We start from the raw sequence: 18,519 nt of genomic DNA on the forward strand, positions 1-18,519 counted from the left end.
TTCCTGATTAGCTCACCGCTGTCCTTGTTCCGCCGCCATGGCGTGTGACACGGGGACGAAGTCGAACCTTGACCGCGCTCTTCGTGAACGCGGGATCGGTGGCCTTACCCGCCCACACGTACGCCTCTCCGGGAGTGAGAGCGGCCATCTTCGCCGGCGTGAGGTCGGCCAGTGAAGCATTGGCCTTCTGCAGATGCTTCAGCCACGCGGGCGAGGTGAACTTGTGCAGGATCACGTGATCGGACAGTTCGATGAGCGAGATCGGTACCGAAGGGGGGTCCTGGCTGGCCACCAGCACGCTCATGCCCTTGTGGCGCATCTCCCTGACGCTCTCCACGAGCCCAGCGACCAGGTCAGGGCTGTCGATGTACTTGTGAGCCTCGTCGAAGACGACCAGTTTGTTGAAACGGCCGCCGCTGTGCTGGGCTTCGGCGAAGAGCTGCATGAGTACGACGAACAGGCCCAGCGCGTCGTCCTTCTCGATGAACTCGTCGCGCAGATCAACGATGATCATCCGGCCGGGCTGGACGAGGGGCTTCACCTTGAAGTCGTCGTCGATGTAGTCGGAGGCCAGATCAAGTCGTTGCTGGGCGAGCTGCTTGAGGTTGTCGGAGAGCCCCGACTCTTCTACTCCCTGTCTGATGACGTCGAGCCGCAGATCATTGCGATGGGACTTCATGATCCGCTGGAGCTGGCGGATATAGGTGGACTGGTTGCCGATGGCGCCCATGAGGAAGCGCCAGTGCTCGGCGCGCAGCTCGCTCGAACCGAATTTAAGCGGCAGCACCTGGATGCCGGGGTACTCCGCCCGCCGCTGATCCAGCTGGTCTTCCGGAACCAGCATCACGACGTCGGACAGGGCGGCGGGTTCAGCGCCGTACCGTTCTCGAAGTAGCCGCACCTGTTCGGCGTCGTCGTTCGGAGACACCATGCTGGTGAACTCCGGGGCATAGTCCAGGGTCGGGCTGTAGTGGAAGACGATCGTCGCAAGTGGTTGCGGCAACTCATTGACCGGGGGAGCGGGCAGTGAGGCCGCCTCGATGATCGAACCCAGAGTGTAGCTCTTCCCGCCTCCCTGAACACCGAAAAGACTGATCGTGTGAGTCTCGTTGAGATCCAAGGCGAGCCGCCGGCCCGCGACCTCTCCGAGAATCCCATATTGAGGCGATGTCTTGGTGGACCCGAGGTAGACGTCCGGCGGCGGCATCAGCGCCTTCTCCTTGCCTGGGTCGGCAGGGGGCTCCGTCACAACCAGGGCTGGAGTCGCCTCGGAGGCGGGCTCGTCAGACCTCGGGGCCTCACCCTCAGGCTCGAACCCCTCCGGCTCGGTGCCCTGAGGCGTCGCCTCATCGAATACCTCGACATCCTCGTCGACGTCGTCCGGCTCCGAAAGGAACCCCTCCTGCGGTATCTCATGCGACCGCGCCGGAGCACGGAAGGTGGCCCCGGTGAGGCGTGGCAGCGTGGTGAGGTGGAGCTGACTGAGCGTCTCGGAGGTGAGTTCGGCAGCCGACCGGTCGGAGGGAAGCGCGACGTCGCTCGGTATGGCGCCGATGAGCTCCTCTGCGAGATCCCGTCCGATCCGGTGGAACTGGATTCCGGCTTCGACATCGGTCCCCGTCCCGCTGCCCGCGAGGTCGAAGACGAGTCCGGCCCGGGTGAACTCCAGCCGGTAGCCGCGGTCTAGGCGGTTCAGCAGCCACCGGGCCTCCGCGGCAGCCTCGGGGCGTATGGTGCGATAGCGCTCGGCTCGGCTGAGATAGGGGCGGAGCAGGGCGACGAGTTCGGCGTTGAGCAGGACCCGGTCGGGGCGGTCGGGCTGCGCGCGATGCGGATCGAAACGCTCGGCCAGAACCGTCTCACTCCGCCTGAGCTGAATAGTGATCTTGTCCTTCAGCTTCTCGTAGTCGCTGAGCGAGCTGTAGCACTTGACCTCGACGAGCCGGCAGGTGATGGTACGGCGCAGGGCATCGAGGCTGAACAGTGCCAGATCGGTACGCTGCAGCCCGACCGTCTCGCCGACCTCGTCCGCGCGTCGCCGTGCCTCGCGGTAGAGCTCCAGATGAGCGTCGAGCGGGACCAGGATCTGGTCGGCCAGCACGCCCTGGTAGTCCAGATAGAGCCGGGCCAGAGCCAGACCGAGTACTTCTGTGCGCTGCGTCGGGGCAGAGGAGGCGAGCTTGAACGCCAGCCGCCCGGAGAGCAGTCGCAACTGGTCGAAGAAGGTGGCCGTATGGTGACCGTCCACCTCGAACCGGTGCTGGGCGAGCACCGGGCCGAGCAGGGAACGCAACTCCTCCACCGACCGCGAGCTGATGACCAGATGGTGCCCCAGACCTTCGGCGTCGCCCGTGTCGATGTCGATGAGGTAGTCCGGATGGCGGGCACTGGCCGGGTTGTCGAAGTACTCCACCCCCAGCGTCCGGTCCACGGTGATGACCCAGTCGCTGGAGCGGTGTGCCTGGTGCAGGAGCGTGCTGTCGGCGACGTCGAGGCTAAGAGTGATCCTCGGCACCAGCCGGGTCCCGGCCTGCCCCGTGGCGACTGCTGAGGCCGCGGCGGAGACGGTCTCCGGAAGGGAGGCCAGCAGATCGGAGAGCTCCGCCGCGCCGGGCACGGCGTGTGCCTTGCCGTGCCGAGGCTGCTTGTGCCAGGCGATGGGATCCTCGTCCTGGTCATACAGGACGATCACGTCCTGCTGGAGTCCGTGCACCGGCGCGAGACCCTCGCTGCCGGCTGCCACCGCGTCGAACCGTTCTCCGCTGAAAGCGTCGAAGAGCAGGGTCACGTGCGCGGAGTGCTCGCTCCCGGCAGACCGGAACTCGTCAAGAGGGCGTACGGCCACCGCCAGCTTGGGTGGACTCCCCGGCGCGGTGAGGGTGTGGAAGACCTCGGCGTCCGCCGTGGATCCCCATTCGCCGCGCAGCAGCTGGGCCAGCGCGTCACCGTTGCCGGGCAGTTCGGGCTCGGCGGTGAAGAGACGAAGGTCGTAGGTGATCGCCTGGAGACCCTTGCGCCGTTGCAGTTCGATGAGCATGTCGGTCAGATGCTCGGCCCGGCCCGCATTGACCGCGCTGATGACCAGGGTGCTGACGTACGGATGCAGCCGAAGATACTGTTCGATCCGGTCGGCGAGCCGCTTACCCGACATCGCCTGGGCGCCGGTCCAACGCTCGGGCAGGCGCAGCGCAGCTGTCAGGGCCGACAGCAGGGCCTGCGGATCCTCGGTGTCGGTGGGCAGACAGACACCCCAATAAGGGGTGAGGTCGCCTGCGGCGAGTGCCAGCATGCCACCGGCGCGCGGCACCACGAGGGGGAACCCGAGCGGCGTCATGGCCGCCAGCGCCCGCCCAGCAGTGGCGATCGCATCGGTGTCGCTCGAAGCCGCCGCGCTCAGCCAGTGACGGCCCAGCTCCGCCCACGTGACCAGCCAGAGCAGGCGTAGCGGATGCGTCGGTGCAATGAGCGTCAGCTCGCTGCGCACCCCTTGCGGATCGGTGTGGTCCACCACGATGGAATCCACCTGCAGTAGCTGCGCGAGCTCGCGCACCGACTCGGCCGCGCCGCCGGTTTCGGCGCGTTCCGCCCGGTAGAGCTGCCGGTTCAGCAGCTCGCCGTATGCTTCGGCATACCGCTGGACGATCTCGCGCATGCTCGTTAGATCGCACCCCTCGACGACCATTCCGCCGAGCGTGTCGAACACCGCCCGCCGGGCGTCGAGGAATACCTCCAGCGCCTCCCCGGCAGCGCGCGGCCAGGTGCCCTCGTCATGCGAGACCTTGCCCGCCTGGTCGGCCCGGACCGGCAGGCGCCAACCGGGAGGCCGCGCCGGGTCGGCGAGGATCAACAGCTCCAGCTCGGCCAGCGTGGCCGCGAGCGGGATCTCAACCTGTCCGTGTGCGCCAAACGATCCCTGCAGGGTGTGACGGCCGGGCCCGTGCGCGCTCTTCCAGGTGATCGACTGGCAGCGCACCTTCTGCCAGTCCCGGCCCCCTTCCAGCGCGGCGAACTCCAGCCGGCGCCATGCGTGGGTGATGCCCACGTCCTTGACGGTTCGCGGCTGCGATTCGGGTTCTTCCACATCGTCCCCTGTGACGACGTAGAAGCGGTCGCTCTCGTTGAGGTAGCGGCCTGCCCCGGAGGACTGCCCCACCGGCAGCGGGATGCCGTCCTCATCCTGAGGCAGCACCCGGATGTAGTGCCATCCTTGCTCCAGATCTGCCGTGCGCAGCTTCTTGAGCTTGGCCTTGAAGGCCGTTTTGAAGGTACGACCGAGCGAGACGAGCGTGGTGACACCCGTAGGTCCGGATTCCTCGGACACCAATTGAACGGCGAACTTCGTCAGGCCCGCGACTCGGCGCGGATCGGGATCCACGCCGAACGTGACCTCAAGCTGAGCGGGACCGGAGTTTCCCGCTCGCAGGTACCGCTGACCGATGTAGTTTCCCAGCACGGGATCGCTCGCATGCTGGTCATCCGCTCGAGGCAGGTCGAGTTCATCGACCGTGATGACGACCTTCTCGACCTCCTCATCCTCCCGGAGCGGCCAGCGCTGGAAGGCCAGGTTCCAGTTGACTCGGTCGACCACGATCCTCCGGGTCCACGTCCGTGGATTCGCCACACCGGTCTGCGCCAAGAACTCGGCCAGCCGTGCGCGGAAGGCGGGCTCGGTCAGGCCAAGCCCGATGACCCGCTGCCGGGCGGGCCGGTCGGCCCGGGTCAGCGTCTGCATCTGTCGCAGGTTGCGTGTGGTCCTGGTGCGGATCTGCGCGGGGTCGGCGAACAGATCGAAATCCGGGACCAGGCCGAGCTCGAAGACAGCCGCGCCGGCCGCCAGCGGATCGGCGTCGTTGAGCTGGACGGTCAGCAGGTACCGGGCCCGCGCGAGCGTGTCGTCATACGGCCAGGGCGTTTCGTCGAGCGCGTCGAAGAGGGTCTCCACGCCGCGCCGGAGCTCTTCGGGGAGTTCGGCGAGGAGGCGTTCGGCCAGATCGCGGTAGACATCGCCCAGATCGATCTCCTCGAAGGTGGCGACGTCGAAGGAATCCTCGGCGCTGGCCTGTGTTCCCGGAGGAACGAAGACCAGCAGCGGCGGGCGTTGCCGGCCACCGGCGGGGTTGCGCAGTTCGATGAGCTTGGTACTGCTGACCGCGACCTCGGAAGGGACGGTCGGCGGCTCGCCCAGCACATGTACCTGGGCATCGTTGCTCACCGAGGTGCGAATCCGGCGGGACAGCCGTACGGCCAGCGGCACGTCCAGCTCGGTGATCCGGGCGCAGTGTCCCGGCGCACGACTCTGCAGGAGCGTCGACAGGCGTGGCGCGAGCACCCGCTCCAGCGCCTCATCGAGTTCGGAGTCGAGCAGCTCACGTAGTCCTGTGCTCATGATGGTCCCCTCAGCCCGTCACGCGGTAGCGCGGGGTGATGGTCTGGGTGAGGTACGCGTCCGACAGATCGGAGAAGAAGCCGATCTCGCGCAGCCGTGCCCGGAAGGCCAGCGCATTCTCCTTGAGGGCACGCTGGTCGGCGATGCTCTGCCGGTCGAACCCGTCGTCCCCCGAAGGAAGCCGGTCGATGTGCAGCCCGTACCGCTTGCGCACGATGGCCAGAAACTGATCGACCCGCAGTGACTCGGTGTGCAGGCCCTGCACGCCCCCCTGCCGCAGGAGCGTGATCTGCAGCAGTACCTCCAGCAGGCGGCCGTCCAGGACGAACCGCCGTTCACCGCGTCGCGGCTGGGCCACCATCGCGCCGGGACGGTTTTTCAACAGCAGCGAGTCCAGGCACTCCCTGATGTACTTGTGATGGAAACCGACCCGGAACGCCGTGATCACCTCGATGTACGTGGTGAACGGGTCCAGGCCGAGGTCGAGGAGCTGAGCGATCGAGGAATCCAGCTCCTGGTCCGGAGTTCGCGAATTGTCCACGATGCGGTTGAGCCGGGCCCCGGCGAACTGCGCCCGCTCCTCCCGGTACGGCGAGCCGAGCAACGCCACCAGATCGTCGATGGTGAAGGTTCCACCGGCGGACTTGCCCAGCTTGTTGAAGCGGACAAGGTTCTGTGCGAAGTCGTCGAGCTTCTTCACGACGAAGGTCGCGCGGACGAAGTCGGGAATCCGGTCGTACCATACGGCTGCGCTCCGCTCGGCCAGCCCGGCAGCGGCCGTACCCGGTACGCCGCCCACGTCGAGGAAGAAGCCGCCGTCCGGACCGGGACGCTCGCCGCGGACCAGGGCGGGAAGCAGCTTCATGATCTGGAGATGGTAGAGCGCCAGGTGGAAGGCGAACAGGACCTTCAGATACTCCACCATGACCGACCTCGGGATCAGGTCCTTGTGGAAGAGCAGGTCGATGATGTCCTCCACCAGCAGGTCGGAGGCTCGCTGGTACAGCGGCGGATATGACCTGCGTTCCTTCTCCTGTGCCCGCAGGTCGGTGATGTCCCGCCGGACCGCCTCTGACAGGTTGATCAGTGCCTGGGTCTCCACGTCGATCTGCGTTCCAGCCAGCGGCGTCTCCGTGTTCGGGTCGACTCCAGCGAAGAAGAAGTCTTTGAGGAACTGGAGCGTCTGCTGGCCCCTGCCCTCGGAGGCGTGCTGAATCATCACATAGAGCTGCTCATCGGCGCCGTACGGCCGCGAACGGCGCGCGTTGCGGAACCGGTAGGTGAAACCGTGCAACGGCCGCAGCCCCGCAACCGCCTGGTTCGGCTTGCCCCGGTTGACGATGTCGAGCAGGTGGGTCTCGGTCCAGCGACGGGTGACATCCTCGTCGAACCCGGAGAACAGCTCCGCGTGCCCCCGCATGGTCGCGGTGAAGTCGTCCACGGTCAGATCGCCGGTTCGCACCAGCCGGCTCGGCGACCCTCCCCACCACAGGCGCGGCAGGAAGCCGGTCAGCACCCGGTCCATCTCCACCTGCTTGTAGTCCAGATAGCTCACCCCCGGGTAGCGGAACTCCTTGTCGCTCCGGTTCAGAGCCATCACAGGTCTCCCTCGGCGAACGACCCGGGCACCGGCCGCATGACCAGGCGGCCGTCGGGCTCACGGCTGATGCGGTGGAGCTCACGGCCGCCGGCGGCGAGGAGGACCTCCTGGTACGGAGCCGCGGCCAGCTCGTTCTTGAAGATCGTCAGGCCGAGATAGAGGCCCTGCTGGTCGGCGATGCCGGGAAGGTAGCCGCCCCGCAGCCGGTGTAACAGCTCATACAGATCCAGCCGGATGTCCAGGCGGGCCGCATGCCCGGCGGCGCCGTGGTAAGTCAGGACGAGCCCGTCCGGCTGCCCCTCCACGTACGGCGACCCGGCGGTGGCGGCCACCGACAGGGAGAGCTTGCCCGCGTCGAGGAGCCGGTAGCTGCGGATGGTCCCCCCGGGCACGTGTCGTACCTGGAGCGCGAGCACATCGCCGAGCCTGCCGGGGTCCGGCAGTCCCTCCCCGCGGTTGATCGCCTCGATGACGGCCTCCAGATGATCAGCGGCCGACTCCGGACGGTCGAGCAGCGCGAGGAACGATTCCGCCGACCGGTACGGCAGCAGTCGCCGGGCGCGTCTGTCATCGACGCATTCGAAGAAGAACCGCCGCCTGGCCGAGGCCAGGTACCGCTGATGGCTGCGCACCTGCGCGGCGGTCGGTGCCGAGCCCCGAGGAAGCCGCTCAAAGAGCTTCCGCAGCAGCCGCACGTCGTAGGTACCGCGCTCGGCCTCGTCGATGGTCATCACCGCCTGCCCGGCGTCCGGGCCGAGGTAGTCGATCTGGCGGTCCAGCGCCGGGTCGGGCACGGTCGCGACGTCCACCTCTCGCAGCTGCCGCAGCAGGCGATCCCTGCTGTCCGGGGTCCCCGCCCAGCTGTTGAAATAGAAACTCGACAAGATGGCCTCGGCGTTGTCACCCCGGTACAGCTCGTGGATCTCGTCACAGCCTCGGCCCGAGGTGAGCATGTAGGCCAGCGCGGAGCGCAGGTCGCGCAGGGTGATGTGCAGTTTGCCGCGCAGGTGGGTGAGCGTGTAGAGCTCCTTGAGCCTCCTTGAGACCTTTGGGCCCGCGTCGGGGTGGGCGAGGGTGCGGGCGTTGTGCGGGGCGTAGCAGGTCTTCGCCAGCTCACATGAATCGCAGGCGGCCCAAAAATGGGGATCGGTCATCCGGATCAGCACCCGGTCGAAGATCGATCGGTCCTGGTCGTTCTCGTCGGCGACGACGCTGCGCCGGTTGAGGTTGACGACCGCGACGCCCTCGGCGGCCTTCCCGCCGCGAAGCCCCTCCCGTACGGCTTCCGCCAGCCATCCGAAGCGTTCCCCGTGCGCGGAGAGGAAGTCGACCAGCCGCCCCTCGTTGATGGCGATGAGCCTGGTCTCCCCGCTGTCCACGGCGGGAGCGGCACCGGCGAAGGGGGCGAAGAAGTCTAGGAGGACCTGGTCGTTGGCGATGTCACCCTCGTCCTGGCTGCCGTCGTGGTTGGTGCGCAGCAGGCGGCCGTCGCGAAGGCGGATGTCCGCGCCGTTGAGACGGGAGCCCTCCGGCACACCGCCGTTCTTCTTACCGGCCTGAACCGTAAGCTCCTCCAGGAACGCTGTCTTGCCGTCTCCGGCATTACCGGTGATCACCACCAACTGGTACGCGCCCGCGAGAACGGGCCGGATCAGCTGCTTGTCCAGCGCGGTGTGCACGTAGAGCTTGAACGGGTCGTGGCCGCGGGTGCCTGCGTTGCTGCTGGTGCTCTGGCTGAAGAGGGTCCTCAGGTGAGCCACGAACGGGTTCACCCCGTTGAATGCCGGTTGAGACAGGGGCTCGGGCTCGGGCTCGGGGTGCCTGGGCCGGTACACCGGGCCGATCGCGCGCAGCGCCTTCAGGAACTCCGCGGCGCTGCCGAACCGGTCCCCCCGTAGTGGAGCGATGGCCTTCAGCACCGTCTCCACCAGGGCGTCGGAGAAGTCCGGCAGGCTGGACATGCCGCGCGGGTCGGCCGGAGGCTCGCCGAGGGCGGGCTGGACAGACGAGAACGGCCACGACCCCACCAGCAGCTGATACAGCGTCAGCCCCAAGCCGTACACGTCCCGGTCTGCCAGATCCGCCGGGGTGGGTGGGCCTGGTGCGGTGTCCGGCGGAGCGTAGCGGGCCGTGCCTCCGGCCTTCGACATGCTGGAATCGACGGGAGCCGCCACATTGAAATCGATGATCATGCAGCCCTGATCGGTCCGCAGCAGATTGCTCGGCTTGATGTCGCAGTGATAGACACCGTGCTCGTGCAGGTGGATCAGACCGTCGGCGACGTCGATGCCGAGCTTGACCACGTCCGACGGGCCGAGAGGACGACCCTTGGTCAGCTCGCCGACGTCCTGCCCCTCGACATAGTCGAAGACGAGATAGGCGTATTCACTGCCGGCCAGGTAATCGGCGTCCCGGGCGGCGACCACGTGAGGATGAGGTCCGAGGCCGAGCAGGATCTGATACTCGTGGCGTAGCCGGTCCACGACGGATTCCCGATCTCGCATCACGATCTTCAGCACCCGATCCGCCCCGGCCAGGTTGTCGTAGACCTGGTAGACGACGCTGAAGGAGCCGGAACCGAGCTTGCGGCGGATCGTGTACTTACGGGTGAGCTGGTAGCCGTCCGGCAGGTTCTTGCAGTCCGGTCCGTCGCCGCTTCCACCACCGGTACGCCGGCCGGGCACCTTGCCCCGGCCTCCTCCAGCGCCGCCACCCAGCGCCCGGCGTAACCGCTCCAGCGCCTCGACCGCGGTCGGCCGGTCCGAGGGTTTGAGCGCGCAGAGCCGCTGCAGCAGTTCGGCCAGCTCCGGCGGAACCCCCGCGTCGGTCATCGACTGGGCTGGCAGCACGCTTCCCCGGCTGAACTGCTCCGCGCTCGTGGCGAACGGCAGTTCCCCGGTGAGCAGCCGGAAAGCGATCACTCCCGCCGCGTACACGTCCGAGGCCCGGCTCATCATCTGTGCCCGCGACTGGCACTCCGGTGCCACGTACGCCGGGTCGAGCGCCTCGGCCAGCCGGTCCAGCACGGTGTGGCCGCGCGGGTCCTCGGGACGCGCGTAGTCGAACCCGGTCAGCAACGCGCGTCCACCCCCGGTCACCATCACCGTGGCAGGGGACAGCGCCCGATGCAGCACCCGATAGCGGTGCGCGTGGGCGAGGCCGCGCAGGATGTCAGTGATCACCCGCAGCTTGGTGTCGGCCGACAGCGGCTCTCTCCGGTCGTCCAGGCACAGGTGCAGCGAACGTCCGAGGACGTCGTCGAGGACCAGTACGAATCGGCTCTCGTCCTCGACGGGGAAGAAGTCGCGACGGCCGACGATGCACTCATGCGACGGCATCTTCGCCAGTACCTCGTAGGCGTTGGCGATGGCGACCTTCTCCGCGGCTCGCTGCGCTTCCTCCTGGAACGGGTCGGCTCGGTAGACCCGCAGCAGTACCGTGTCCGACGTCGGCGTGGTCGCGTTGACCGCGCGATACTCGACGACCTCCTCGGTGCCGCCGAGCCGCTCCTTGACCGCCCAGTTGCCGAACCGCCGCGGCCCGGTGGGGCGGCGAACCACCCCGTTGAGCGCCTCGACGATGGCGTTCTGATAGGGCTGGATGTCGCGGATCATCCCTGTCCGCACCCTGGAGACGTCGCTGAGCGTGTGGATCAGATGCGGCAGGGTGGTCACGTCGTGCGCGTCCGCGTCCGGCCGGTTGCTCGGATCGGCGAGGACCGCGTCATCCGCGGTGAGCACCACCAGCGCGTCCACGTAGACCCCGCTGAGCGTGGCACGGGATCGTTCCAGCTGACCCTTCAGCGTGCGGGCGTGCCCGCGCAGTTTCGCCACCGGCGAGTGGTACGGCTCGCGCCGCTCGGGATACCACTTACGGCCCGCGACCTGGATCCGGCCCCGGGTGCCCTTCACGTCGATCAGGCAGATCGAATGCCCGGTGACCACCGCCAGGTCGATCTCGTACTTGTCGCCCCGGACCGGGATCTCGATGTTGTGCAGGACCAACCAGTCGTCCGGGGCTTTGTCCCGGAGTTCCCTGATGACGGTGATCTCCGACTCGTTGGCCGGGGGGCCGCCACCGAGGATCCGCGCCATCGCTACCGGGCCGCCTCTCTCACCGCATCATTGAGGAGTTCGAGAGCTTGATCCTCCTTCACGTCCGCTTCATCCCGCAACCGGAACGCCTCACGTACCGTCTCCGCGATCCGCTCTCGGTCGCTGGGTGTGCACGTAGGAATGGGGAGGGCTCGGAGAAGAGCCGGATGATACTCCTGCTGTTTGCCGCCGACGCTCATGGAGCGAAGGACCCGGAAGGCCATCTCTGAGCGGAAGAACGCGAACAGGTACGCCCCTGGAAAATCCGTAGTCCCGCTAAGCACCCTAAGGAAGTCTTGGCTGAAAGCGTATTCAAGCCACTTGCCTGTTATCAGAATCGATCGTCCATATACCTCGGTCTCGCCGAGAGTGCCGTGCGCAGCGACAAGTATGGTCTCGTCGGCTGGCCGGATATCGGCGGGGGCGAGGCGCGGGTTGATCCATCGACCTGACGGGCGCATCCAGAACGCCTGACGCTGCCCGACCAGGCGGACTCCATTAGCGGGTCCGGCATCTGTTCGCTTGAACCGTGCTCCTGTACGGAGACTTCCCCCGGCACAGATCTCGCCGAGGGGGATATTCGAGACGGACTGAAGCCGCTCTATGAGGCGTCGCGCCCGCGGTGAGTAGTTGAGCGCTCTTAGCGAGATCGAGTCGATGCCGGAAACGCTGAAGTCGAGATCGCGGGGTTGGTCGTGCCAGTGGAGGTCGAGGAGTTCGGGGAGGCCCGCACTCTTGAACAGGTCCTGGGTGGCGTCGACGATTCCGGTCTGGAACCGGGCTCGCAGTTCCATGGCTTCGCTGATGAGAGCGTCGATTCGCCTCTCGATCTCGTCGCCGACCCGCGGCACGGGCAGGTCCATGATATGCGAGGGCTCGATGTGCTTGACGCTCGTGCCGTAGATTCCGCCCTTGATTATGGGAATGCCGAACGGGCTCGCGAGGAAGGTATAGAGATATCCTGCCGGGATCCCGTCCGGCGCGGGAACGACCCGTATGACATGTTCACTGCATACGTAGTCCGACATTTGGGGGCGTACGTATGTGACTCTCCCGGCTGTCATTCCAGAGCGAGTAATGAGGGTCCAGCCGGGCTCAAGTAGGAGACTCGGTTTGTCACGAACCGAGCTTTTGGTAACCAAGGGAAGGAAGGACAAATCCGACTCGAAGATATCTGCACTGCCCAAAAATGGCGTGCCGTGCTCCCGGTTAGTGATGTAACTGCGAAGAGCCCGCCCAGGGTGGAAGATCCGCTCAGCCACATCCTCCAGAGCGTCGGTCCTAGCTACTCGCTTCAGGAACATGCGGGCCGCGTATGCCTCGGAGATGTACGGTCCCGGGTCCAGCCGGAAGCCTTGCTCAGCGAGCCAGCTGGCGCGGACGGGGTTGTTGGGGTCGACGAGTTTCACGAGGTCTCCGGGAACCAGGCGCGCAGCTGCTGGCAGAGGTGGTTGAAGGCGAGGTCTTGGCAGTGCCGTACCGATATCTGCTCGGCGAGCCGGCGGAAGGCCGCGTTGGAGCGGTCGGCACGGTGCTTACGCCGCAGGTGCTCCAGGGCCGCCTTCGGATCGGGAGGCTTGGGCACGTCCAACGGCCAGTGCTCACTCTTCGCGAGAATCTCCCGGAAATCGGCGGGACACTTGAGCGCCTTGGCGACATGCGGATTGTCCTGCCAGACCCAGGCCTCAAGTTCGGGCTCGATCACGACGACGGCGAACTCGTCCCATGCCCTGCTCACGGAATCGGCGACACGGTCCTGGATCGCGATGGAGCCGGGGCTGCCCTCCCAGGCCGCGTCCAACATCACGACAGCTCGCCGGTGTGACCGCTCGTACGGACTGAGGAGCTGGTGCGCGGTGCCGTACACGCCGGGGTCCTTCGTGGGCGCGACGATGACGTCCGCGCCGGGGTCGAAGGCGAACGGGCCGCACCGCAGGCTCCGATGGAACTGCGGACGGCCGAGGAAACCGCGGAGCATCTGTTCCATCGCCGCGTCGGCGACCAGGAAGATGACGTCGCGCCGGGGGGAAGGCTGTGTCACGAAAGCACTCCCGCTGCGAAGAGGGTGCCGATGTCGAGGGAGCCCTGCCAGTCGCGCAGCTGGGGATGCCGGTCGCCGCGAATGATGCTCACACCGCCGGAGCCGTCCAGACGGGCGGCCAGCACATCGGGGAGGTCGGTGTGCGCGAGCACGATGGGGGAGTGGGTGGACACCCACACCTGCGAGTCGTACAGCGAGCTGAGCGACTGCACCACGGTTTCGATCGCGCGCGGGTGGATGCCGTTCTCCGGCTCCTCTGTGACCAGCAACGTCGGCAGGGCGGCGGAGTCCAGGTAGGGCAGGAGCGTGAGCGCGAGAATCCGCAGTGTGCCTTCGGAGAGACCGGAGGAGGTGACCCGGTAGCCTCCGGCGTACTCGACCGCGAAGTAGGCGTGATGGTCCTCTTCCCGCTCGATCACCTCGATGTGCTCGACCTGGGGCAGGGCGGTGCGTACGTGGTCGATCCAGGAGGCGAATCGCTCCGGGTCGGATGCCTGGAGGTCGAGGGCGAGCCAGGGGACGTTCACGCCAGAGGGCTCCAGCCGCTTCGGCCCGCCGGGCGGCGCGGGGCGGCGCAGCGCGTTCCAGTCGGGGGAGAAGAAGACCACGCCCTCGCGGAGCAGCGAAGCGAACCAGAGCGCGGCGGGGAACATGGCCGGATCGGCGGGAACGGCCCCGAGCGCGAGCTGGCCGGGAGGCACTCGCAGCGGCGGGATGTCGCTGCCCTGGGTGGTGGTCTCGTGCAGGAACCTGGTGGCCTCCCCGACCTCCCGGAGGATCACCGGTTGCCATTCGGTGGAGGACAGCGCCGTACCGCTGGTGGCATTGCCCTGCGGAAACTCTCCGGCCGCGGGGCGATCGCCCCGGTCGGAGAAGAGAAAGAGGTGTTCGTCGGCGACGGCCAGCTCCCGAGGATAGGCGCCCAAGCGCAGCTCGTAGCGCAGGTGCGTGGGCACCCGCTGGGTGAACTCGGCACGCGAGGTCTCGGCCAGTGTCTCGACGACGTCATCGGGCAGCCGCGCCTCGATCGCGAACGCGAACGCGTTCCCCTGGCCCTTGTGGAGAAGCTCCGTGATCGTGGTGGCCCGAGCGGGGACGTCGCGCCGCTGCCGCTCCAGGAACGCGGTGGACGCCCGCCGCTCGCTGAGAAGCTCCCCTAGGAGTGTGGGGATGTCGAGCAGTGTCGTCTTGCCCGCCCCGTTCGTGCCGGCCAGCACGTGGTAGCGGTCTAGGCCGATGCTGAGCTTGGCGAAGCAGCGGTAGCCGTACACCTCGATTCTAGTGATCACCTGGCGACTCCCGGCTCGGGATGCTTCTCGCGGAACAGCCGGTAGGCTTCAGCGATCTTGGGGAGGTCGTTGTCGATGACCTTCCGCTTGCGGACGAGCGTGCGGGTGACGTCCTTGCCGCCGATCCGGACGCGCTCCCGCTCCTCCTGCTCTTCCAGAATGACCTCGCCGTCAGGGTGACGCCGGTAGACGGGGTTGCCTCGCCGGTCGAAGCCGACCTTCTCGGCCACGGCCATGAACACCGGGTAGTCCTGCTGGGCGCCCCGCAGCGCGGCCATCCGCTCCTGGTCGGTCTTCTTTTTGAGGAACAGCAGCGTGGTCAGGATGTTGACGTTCGCTTCGACGATGAACGTTTCGACCGGCAGTTCCACGCTGGCCAGCACCCAGCAGTTGTCGAGGATCCAGCGGCGGATCGCCTCGTCCGCGGGGCCGGGGTTGGACAGGATGCCGTTCGGGAGGACGATGCCGATCCGGCCGCCCGGCTTCACCCACTGCACGGCCCGCTGGACGAAGAGCTGCTCGGGCGACATGGCGTTGAGCCTGTTCTCGCTCGCGGTGAGCTCGCCGGTCCCCCGATCGCGAGACCAGGACTGTGCCACACCACCTCGATAAAGATCGAGGATCTGCTCATCTTCAATCTTGATGTCGGTGCCGAAGGGCGGGTTGGTCATGAGCACATCCACACTGCCGGGCACGGGAATCGTCTTCAGGGCTTCCCGTGCATCGGGAAGATGACCGGCGGGGAACGCGAGTGAGTCCATGTGATAGACGTTTCCCTCAGTCCCGGTGAACGTCATGATGCTCATTTTCGTGGCGCGGACCAGATTGCTGTCGAAGTCAGCGCCGAACAAGCAGTCGGCGGCATAGGCGGCGAGGCGCGCCTGGTGGTCGGCCAGCTGCTCCTCGGTGTCAGGGAGGCCGCTAGTGCTCTCCTCTGCTCGCCACTTGTTAAGCACGTGCCTGAGGGTCTCCCGGAGGAAGCCGCCGGTGCCGCAGGCCGGGTCGAGGACTTTCTCCCCGGGTTGAGGGTCGAGAATCTGGACCGCCAGCTGTACCGCTCCGCTGGGTGTGAAGTACTGTCCTCGGTCGCCACGAAGGTTGTCGCCAACCAGCTCCTGATAGGCGACACCTTTAACATCCATGTCTGTGCCGGACATGTCGTAGGGCGCCAGTTCGCCCACGATGAATGCCAGCGCGCGTGGGGACAGCGTGATCTCGTCGCGGGAGGTGAACGCGGGATACTCCTTCTTCACCTCTTGGAACAGCTCGCGGATTCGCTGGTCGATGGCCTTGCGGCCATCCTCGCTCGAGGGCTCCGAGGGCAGCACGTGGAACCGGGGCGCGCTGCGGTTCCTCCGGCTCACCCGCTCGTCGTACATCTTGGCGAACAGCAGGTAGAGAAACTGCCAGAAGGCATCGACCTTGGGCATGCCCTCGTTGCCGTGGATGTAGTTGTGGCAGCGGCGGAACGCGAGCCTGAGCATCTCCGCTTCGCCGCGCCGCAGCCGGGCGACCGAGGCGACGGTGGCGCTGCCGAGTTCCTCATCGGCCTTGGGCCAGTAGGCCAGCTCGTCGAACCTGGCGCCGAAGCGGTTCGGCTCCTTGTAGAGGTAGAAGATGTCCAACCCGTTGGTCCACATCCCGTACCGCACCTGGGGCGTGCTCTCGGTGCCCAGCAGCAGCTTCAGCTCCTCCAGGTCCTTCTCGGCCTGGGCATAGGTGCGGATCTTGGTGACGGTGCGGCCTGCCTTCGGCTCCGGCTTGCAGATTACGATCCGTCGGAGGTTCGCCAACTCGTGCTTGGTCCCGGGCTCGAAGATGGCGATGTCGGCCTTCTTGGTCGCCTTTCGCTGGCCCGGCACATCGATCTGGATCGGGAAGTCTCGGGCCATGTCGTCGACCGAGATGCCGTACTCATGGAACAGCGCTCGCGCGATGCGCTGCCGTACGGGCTCGTTGCCCTTGAGCTTGATCCGGTCGCCCGTGATGTAGTCGACGGTCTCGTCGTCCGCCAGCGAGTCGAGGGTGGTGTCTGCCGACGGCTCCTCTGCGGCTGCCATCTTGTCAGGCACATCGATGTCCAAGCCGACCCGCTCCATCTGCTGTCGCCCTCGCCCTTGCTCTGACACATGCCATGATGCCGCCCTGTGCTGGCGGCAATCTTCCCGCAAGGCCGAATCCTATGGTCCTGCGGTCCCCTGGAGGGCCGAAGCAGCAACGCGGCCGGCCTGCGGCAAGGTCACGTTAGCTGCGCCCTCCGACATGTCGCGGAAGAGCTACCCCAAACCTCACGGTCTGGTCGAAGATGTCAGGAGCGTGGCGTACGGTGCAGAGGTCGGGCCTGCTGGGTTGAGGGGCGACACGAGAACCGCTAATGAGGGCATTTCATCCTGCTTCTCAGCTCTGTACGTAGCCACGACTGACAGTGTCACCGGGCCGGCTGCGAGTCGGCCTGTAGGCCGGGTTCTAATTTGGCGTGATCGTGACCTGCACGTTTGGGGCAGCAGCGGAGCTTGCGCAGGATTCGCCACGTCTTCAACTGCGCATTGGCGCGTTCGCCGGGACCGCGGAGCTTGGCGTGAGCGGCGTTGGCGACCTTCTGCCCGACCGGCTTGCTCCGCCCCTTGCAGGGCACCCGAACCGGCTCGCCAGCGCCGACATACCCTTCTTGTCGGTCAGTGTGACCAGGTCAGCACTCCTCAGCCCGCTCATCCAGGTCGCTGACGTGCTGGCGCTCCTGCACCATCGGATGTAGGCCGTGCCGACCGAAGACGAACGCGCGAGGCGCGCAGATGCGGCCTTTGATGCCGGATCGCGAATTGTGTCGATCACCAGCACTGCTGGGTGACCGCTGCTGTAGATGCACGAAGGCCCCGCGCTCGGGCGGGGCCTAAGGCTCATCGGAGTTGCCTCCTGCGCAGAGGCTATCGTAGTCGCGGCCGCATCGCCAGCACGAGGCGAACAAGTGGTGCAGGAGGGTGAACCGAGGCCTTCGGCGGCCGAAGGACGTTTTCCCCGCCGCGGAAGGTCAGTTGGTCGGCAAGAGCGGGGGCACGAGGGACAAGGCGACTACGCCGTCACTGCACGCGGACGTGAGCGGGGTATTCTCCCGCCGTGCTCGGCGGTGAGCACGATCACCGTGTTGCGGTCGCGGCAGTTTGCCGTCCTCGTGTGCTGCTTTGGAGGTCATAAGCCCCGGTGATGCCTCTGTACAACATGCAGCCGGGGCACCGCCATGAGTGAGCAACGTTGCGCGGCCATTGGGTCAACCGCGGGACACGCCGGGCACGTCCCCTTGCTGACGCACAGGGCGAGGCACGAACCTCTCACGGGGTTTGGTGGATCACTCCATCAAGTTCACGGTGTCGAATCAGAACATGGCCATCAATGGTCTGATGGCCGCGATGCCTCACGCTGCAACCCGGTCTCAGGTATCGCACACGGCGTCACTCCCCGCAGTTGCTGTAGCGGTGAAGCCATGTCTCGGCCAGCTGAGCTTGCTGGGCAGCGAGTGCTTCGTATTCGGCCTGCCGCAGGCGCTCACGTACGGTCTGGAGTCGGTCGCAGCGGCGCTCCTCCTCGTCTGTGAAGTGCATGTGGCAGTGATCGGACCCGATGCCGGCGAAGATCTTCCGGGTGCATCGCCCTCTGCGGGTGTAGGCGCCGCATTGGGCGCCGGGTACGACATCGCGTTGTTCTGCCGCGGTGAGAGCCGTTCTCAGCTCAAGAGGCACTGGGGGTTTGGGGGGAAGGACTATGTCTGGGGTCACCTCGTAGGGATCACTCCCGACTTCGCGGGCTCGAGCGAACACGGCGCGGGTTCTTGGGGGTCCGTCCGCCCACGAGGCCGCAAGAGGCATGCCGGACTCGAGTATGACGCTGGCGTGCGCGGTGTTGGTCAGTATCTCGGTCACGGCCGTTTGTGCGGCCAGTTCTTCAGTCAGATTCAACTGGGTCCCATTGATGAGTTGAAGGATTGTCAACGACGCTTGAAAACGGACCCCCTATCGTCGTCTGAAAGTTGACCCCCTGGCGTTGATGTTGCTGCGGATTGTTACTGATGGTCGTTGCTGGTCTCGGCTGCAGGGACACGGCCGAGGTCGCGGTTT

Annotated in this window: 8 protein-coding genes; all 8 read right to left on the reverse strand. The window is 66.5% G+C overall.

Annotation, left to right across the window (positions count from 1 at the left end):
• Window positions 1–7: 7 nt before the first annotated feature.
• The 8 genes from AB0B72_RS24585 to AB0B72_RS24620 all read right to left on the reverse strand — a co-directional run bounded on the left by AB0B72_RS24585 (window position 8) and on the right by AB0B72_RS24620 (window position 18,006).
• Entirely contained in the window at window positions 8–5,386 is a 5,379-nt protein-coding gene (locus AB0B72_RS24585) for a hypothetical protein (RefSeq protein WP_367741269.1), read from the reverse strand.
• A 10-nt stretch (window positions 5,387–5,396) separates the two neighbouring features.
• Window positions 5,397–6,983: a hypothetical protein gene (locus tag AB0B72_RS24590; protein ID WP_367741270.1), complete on the reverse strand. Its 1,587-nt coding sequence runs from the start codon at window positions 6,981–6,983 to the stop codon at window positions 5,397–5,399.
• Window positions 6,983–11,080: a protein kinase gene (locus AB0B72_RS24595; RefSeq protein WP_367741271.1), complete on the reverse strand. Its 4,098-nt coding sequence runs from the start codon at window positions 11,078–11,080 to the stop codon at window positions 6,983–6,985. Before AB0B72_RS24595 ends, AB0B72_RS24590 begins: the two co-directional genes overlap by 1 nt.
• Before the next feature lie 2 nt (window positions 11,081–11,082).
• Window positions 11,083–12,489 (reverse strand): hypothetical protein, encoded by a 1,407-nt coding sequence (locus tag AB0B72_RS24600; protein WP_367741272.1) that lies wholly within the window; start codon window positions 12,487–12,489, stop codon window positions 11,083–11,085.
• Window positions 12,486–13,121, reverse strand: coding sequence for a hypothetical protein (locus tag AB0B72_RS24605; RefSeq protein WP_367741273.1), 636 nt, complete (start codon window positions 13,119–13,121; stop codon window positions 12,486–12,488). Before AB0B72_RS24605 ends, AB0B72_RS24600 begins: the two co-directional genes overlap by 4 nt.
• Window positions 13,118–14,410: an AAA family ATPase gene (locus tag AB0B72_RS24610; protein ID WP_367741274.1), complete on the reverse strand. Its 1,293-nt coding sequence runs from the start codon at window positions 14,408–14,410 to the stop codon at window positions 13,118–13,120. Before AB0B72_RS24610 ends, AB0B72_RS24605 begins: the two co-directional genes overlap by 4 nt.
• A complete protein-coding gene (locus AB0B72_RS24615) occupies window positions 14,407–16,509 on the reverse strand; it encodes a restriction endonuclease subunit M (protein ID WP_367741275.1) in 2,103 nt (700 codons plus the stop codon). Before AB0B72_RS24615 ends, AB0B72_RS24610 begins: the two co-directional genes overlap by 4 nt.
• A gap of 1,347 nt (window positions 16,510–17,856) precedes the next feature.
• Complete coding sequence (locus AB0B72_RS24620) at window positions 17,857–18,006, reverse strand: hypothetical protein (protein ID WP_367741276.1); 150 nt, start codon at window positions 18,004–18,006, stop codon at window positions 17,857–17,859.
• Between the last annotated feature and the right edge of the window lie 513 nt (window positions 18,007–18,519).

It is taken from the genome of Microbispora sp. NPDC049125 (assembly GCF_040802045.1).
Lineage (GTDB): Bacteria > Actinomycetota > Actinomycetes > Streptosporangiales > Streptosporangiaceae > Microbispora.

What these genes read in the sequence shown, in the direction of transcription:
- AB0B72_RS24585 (WP_367741269.1), bottom strand. Translation starts at nt 5,386, where the DNA reads ATGAGCACAGGACTACGTGAGCTGCTCGACTCCGAACTCGATGAGGCG.
- AB0B72_RS24590 (WP_367741270.1), bottom strand. Translation starts at nt 6,983, where the DNA reads ATGGCTCTGAACCGGAGCGACAAGGAGTTCCGCTACCCGGGGGTGAGC.
- AB0B72_RS24595 (WP_367741271.1), bottom strand. Translation starts at nt 11,080, where the DNA reads ATGGCGCGGATCCTCGGTGGCGGCCCCCCGGCCAACGAGTCGGAGATC.
- AB0B72_RS24615 (WP_367741275.1), bottom strand. Translation starts at nt 16,509, where the DNA reads ATGGAGCGGGTCGGCTTGGACATCGATGTGCCTGACAAGATGGCAGCC.
- AB0B72_RS24620 (WP_367741276.1), bottom strand. Translation starts at nt 18,006, where the DNA reads ATGCACTTCACAGACGAGGAGGAGCGCCGCTGCGACCGACTCCAGACC.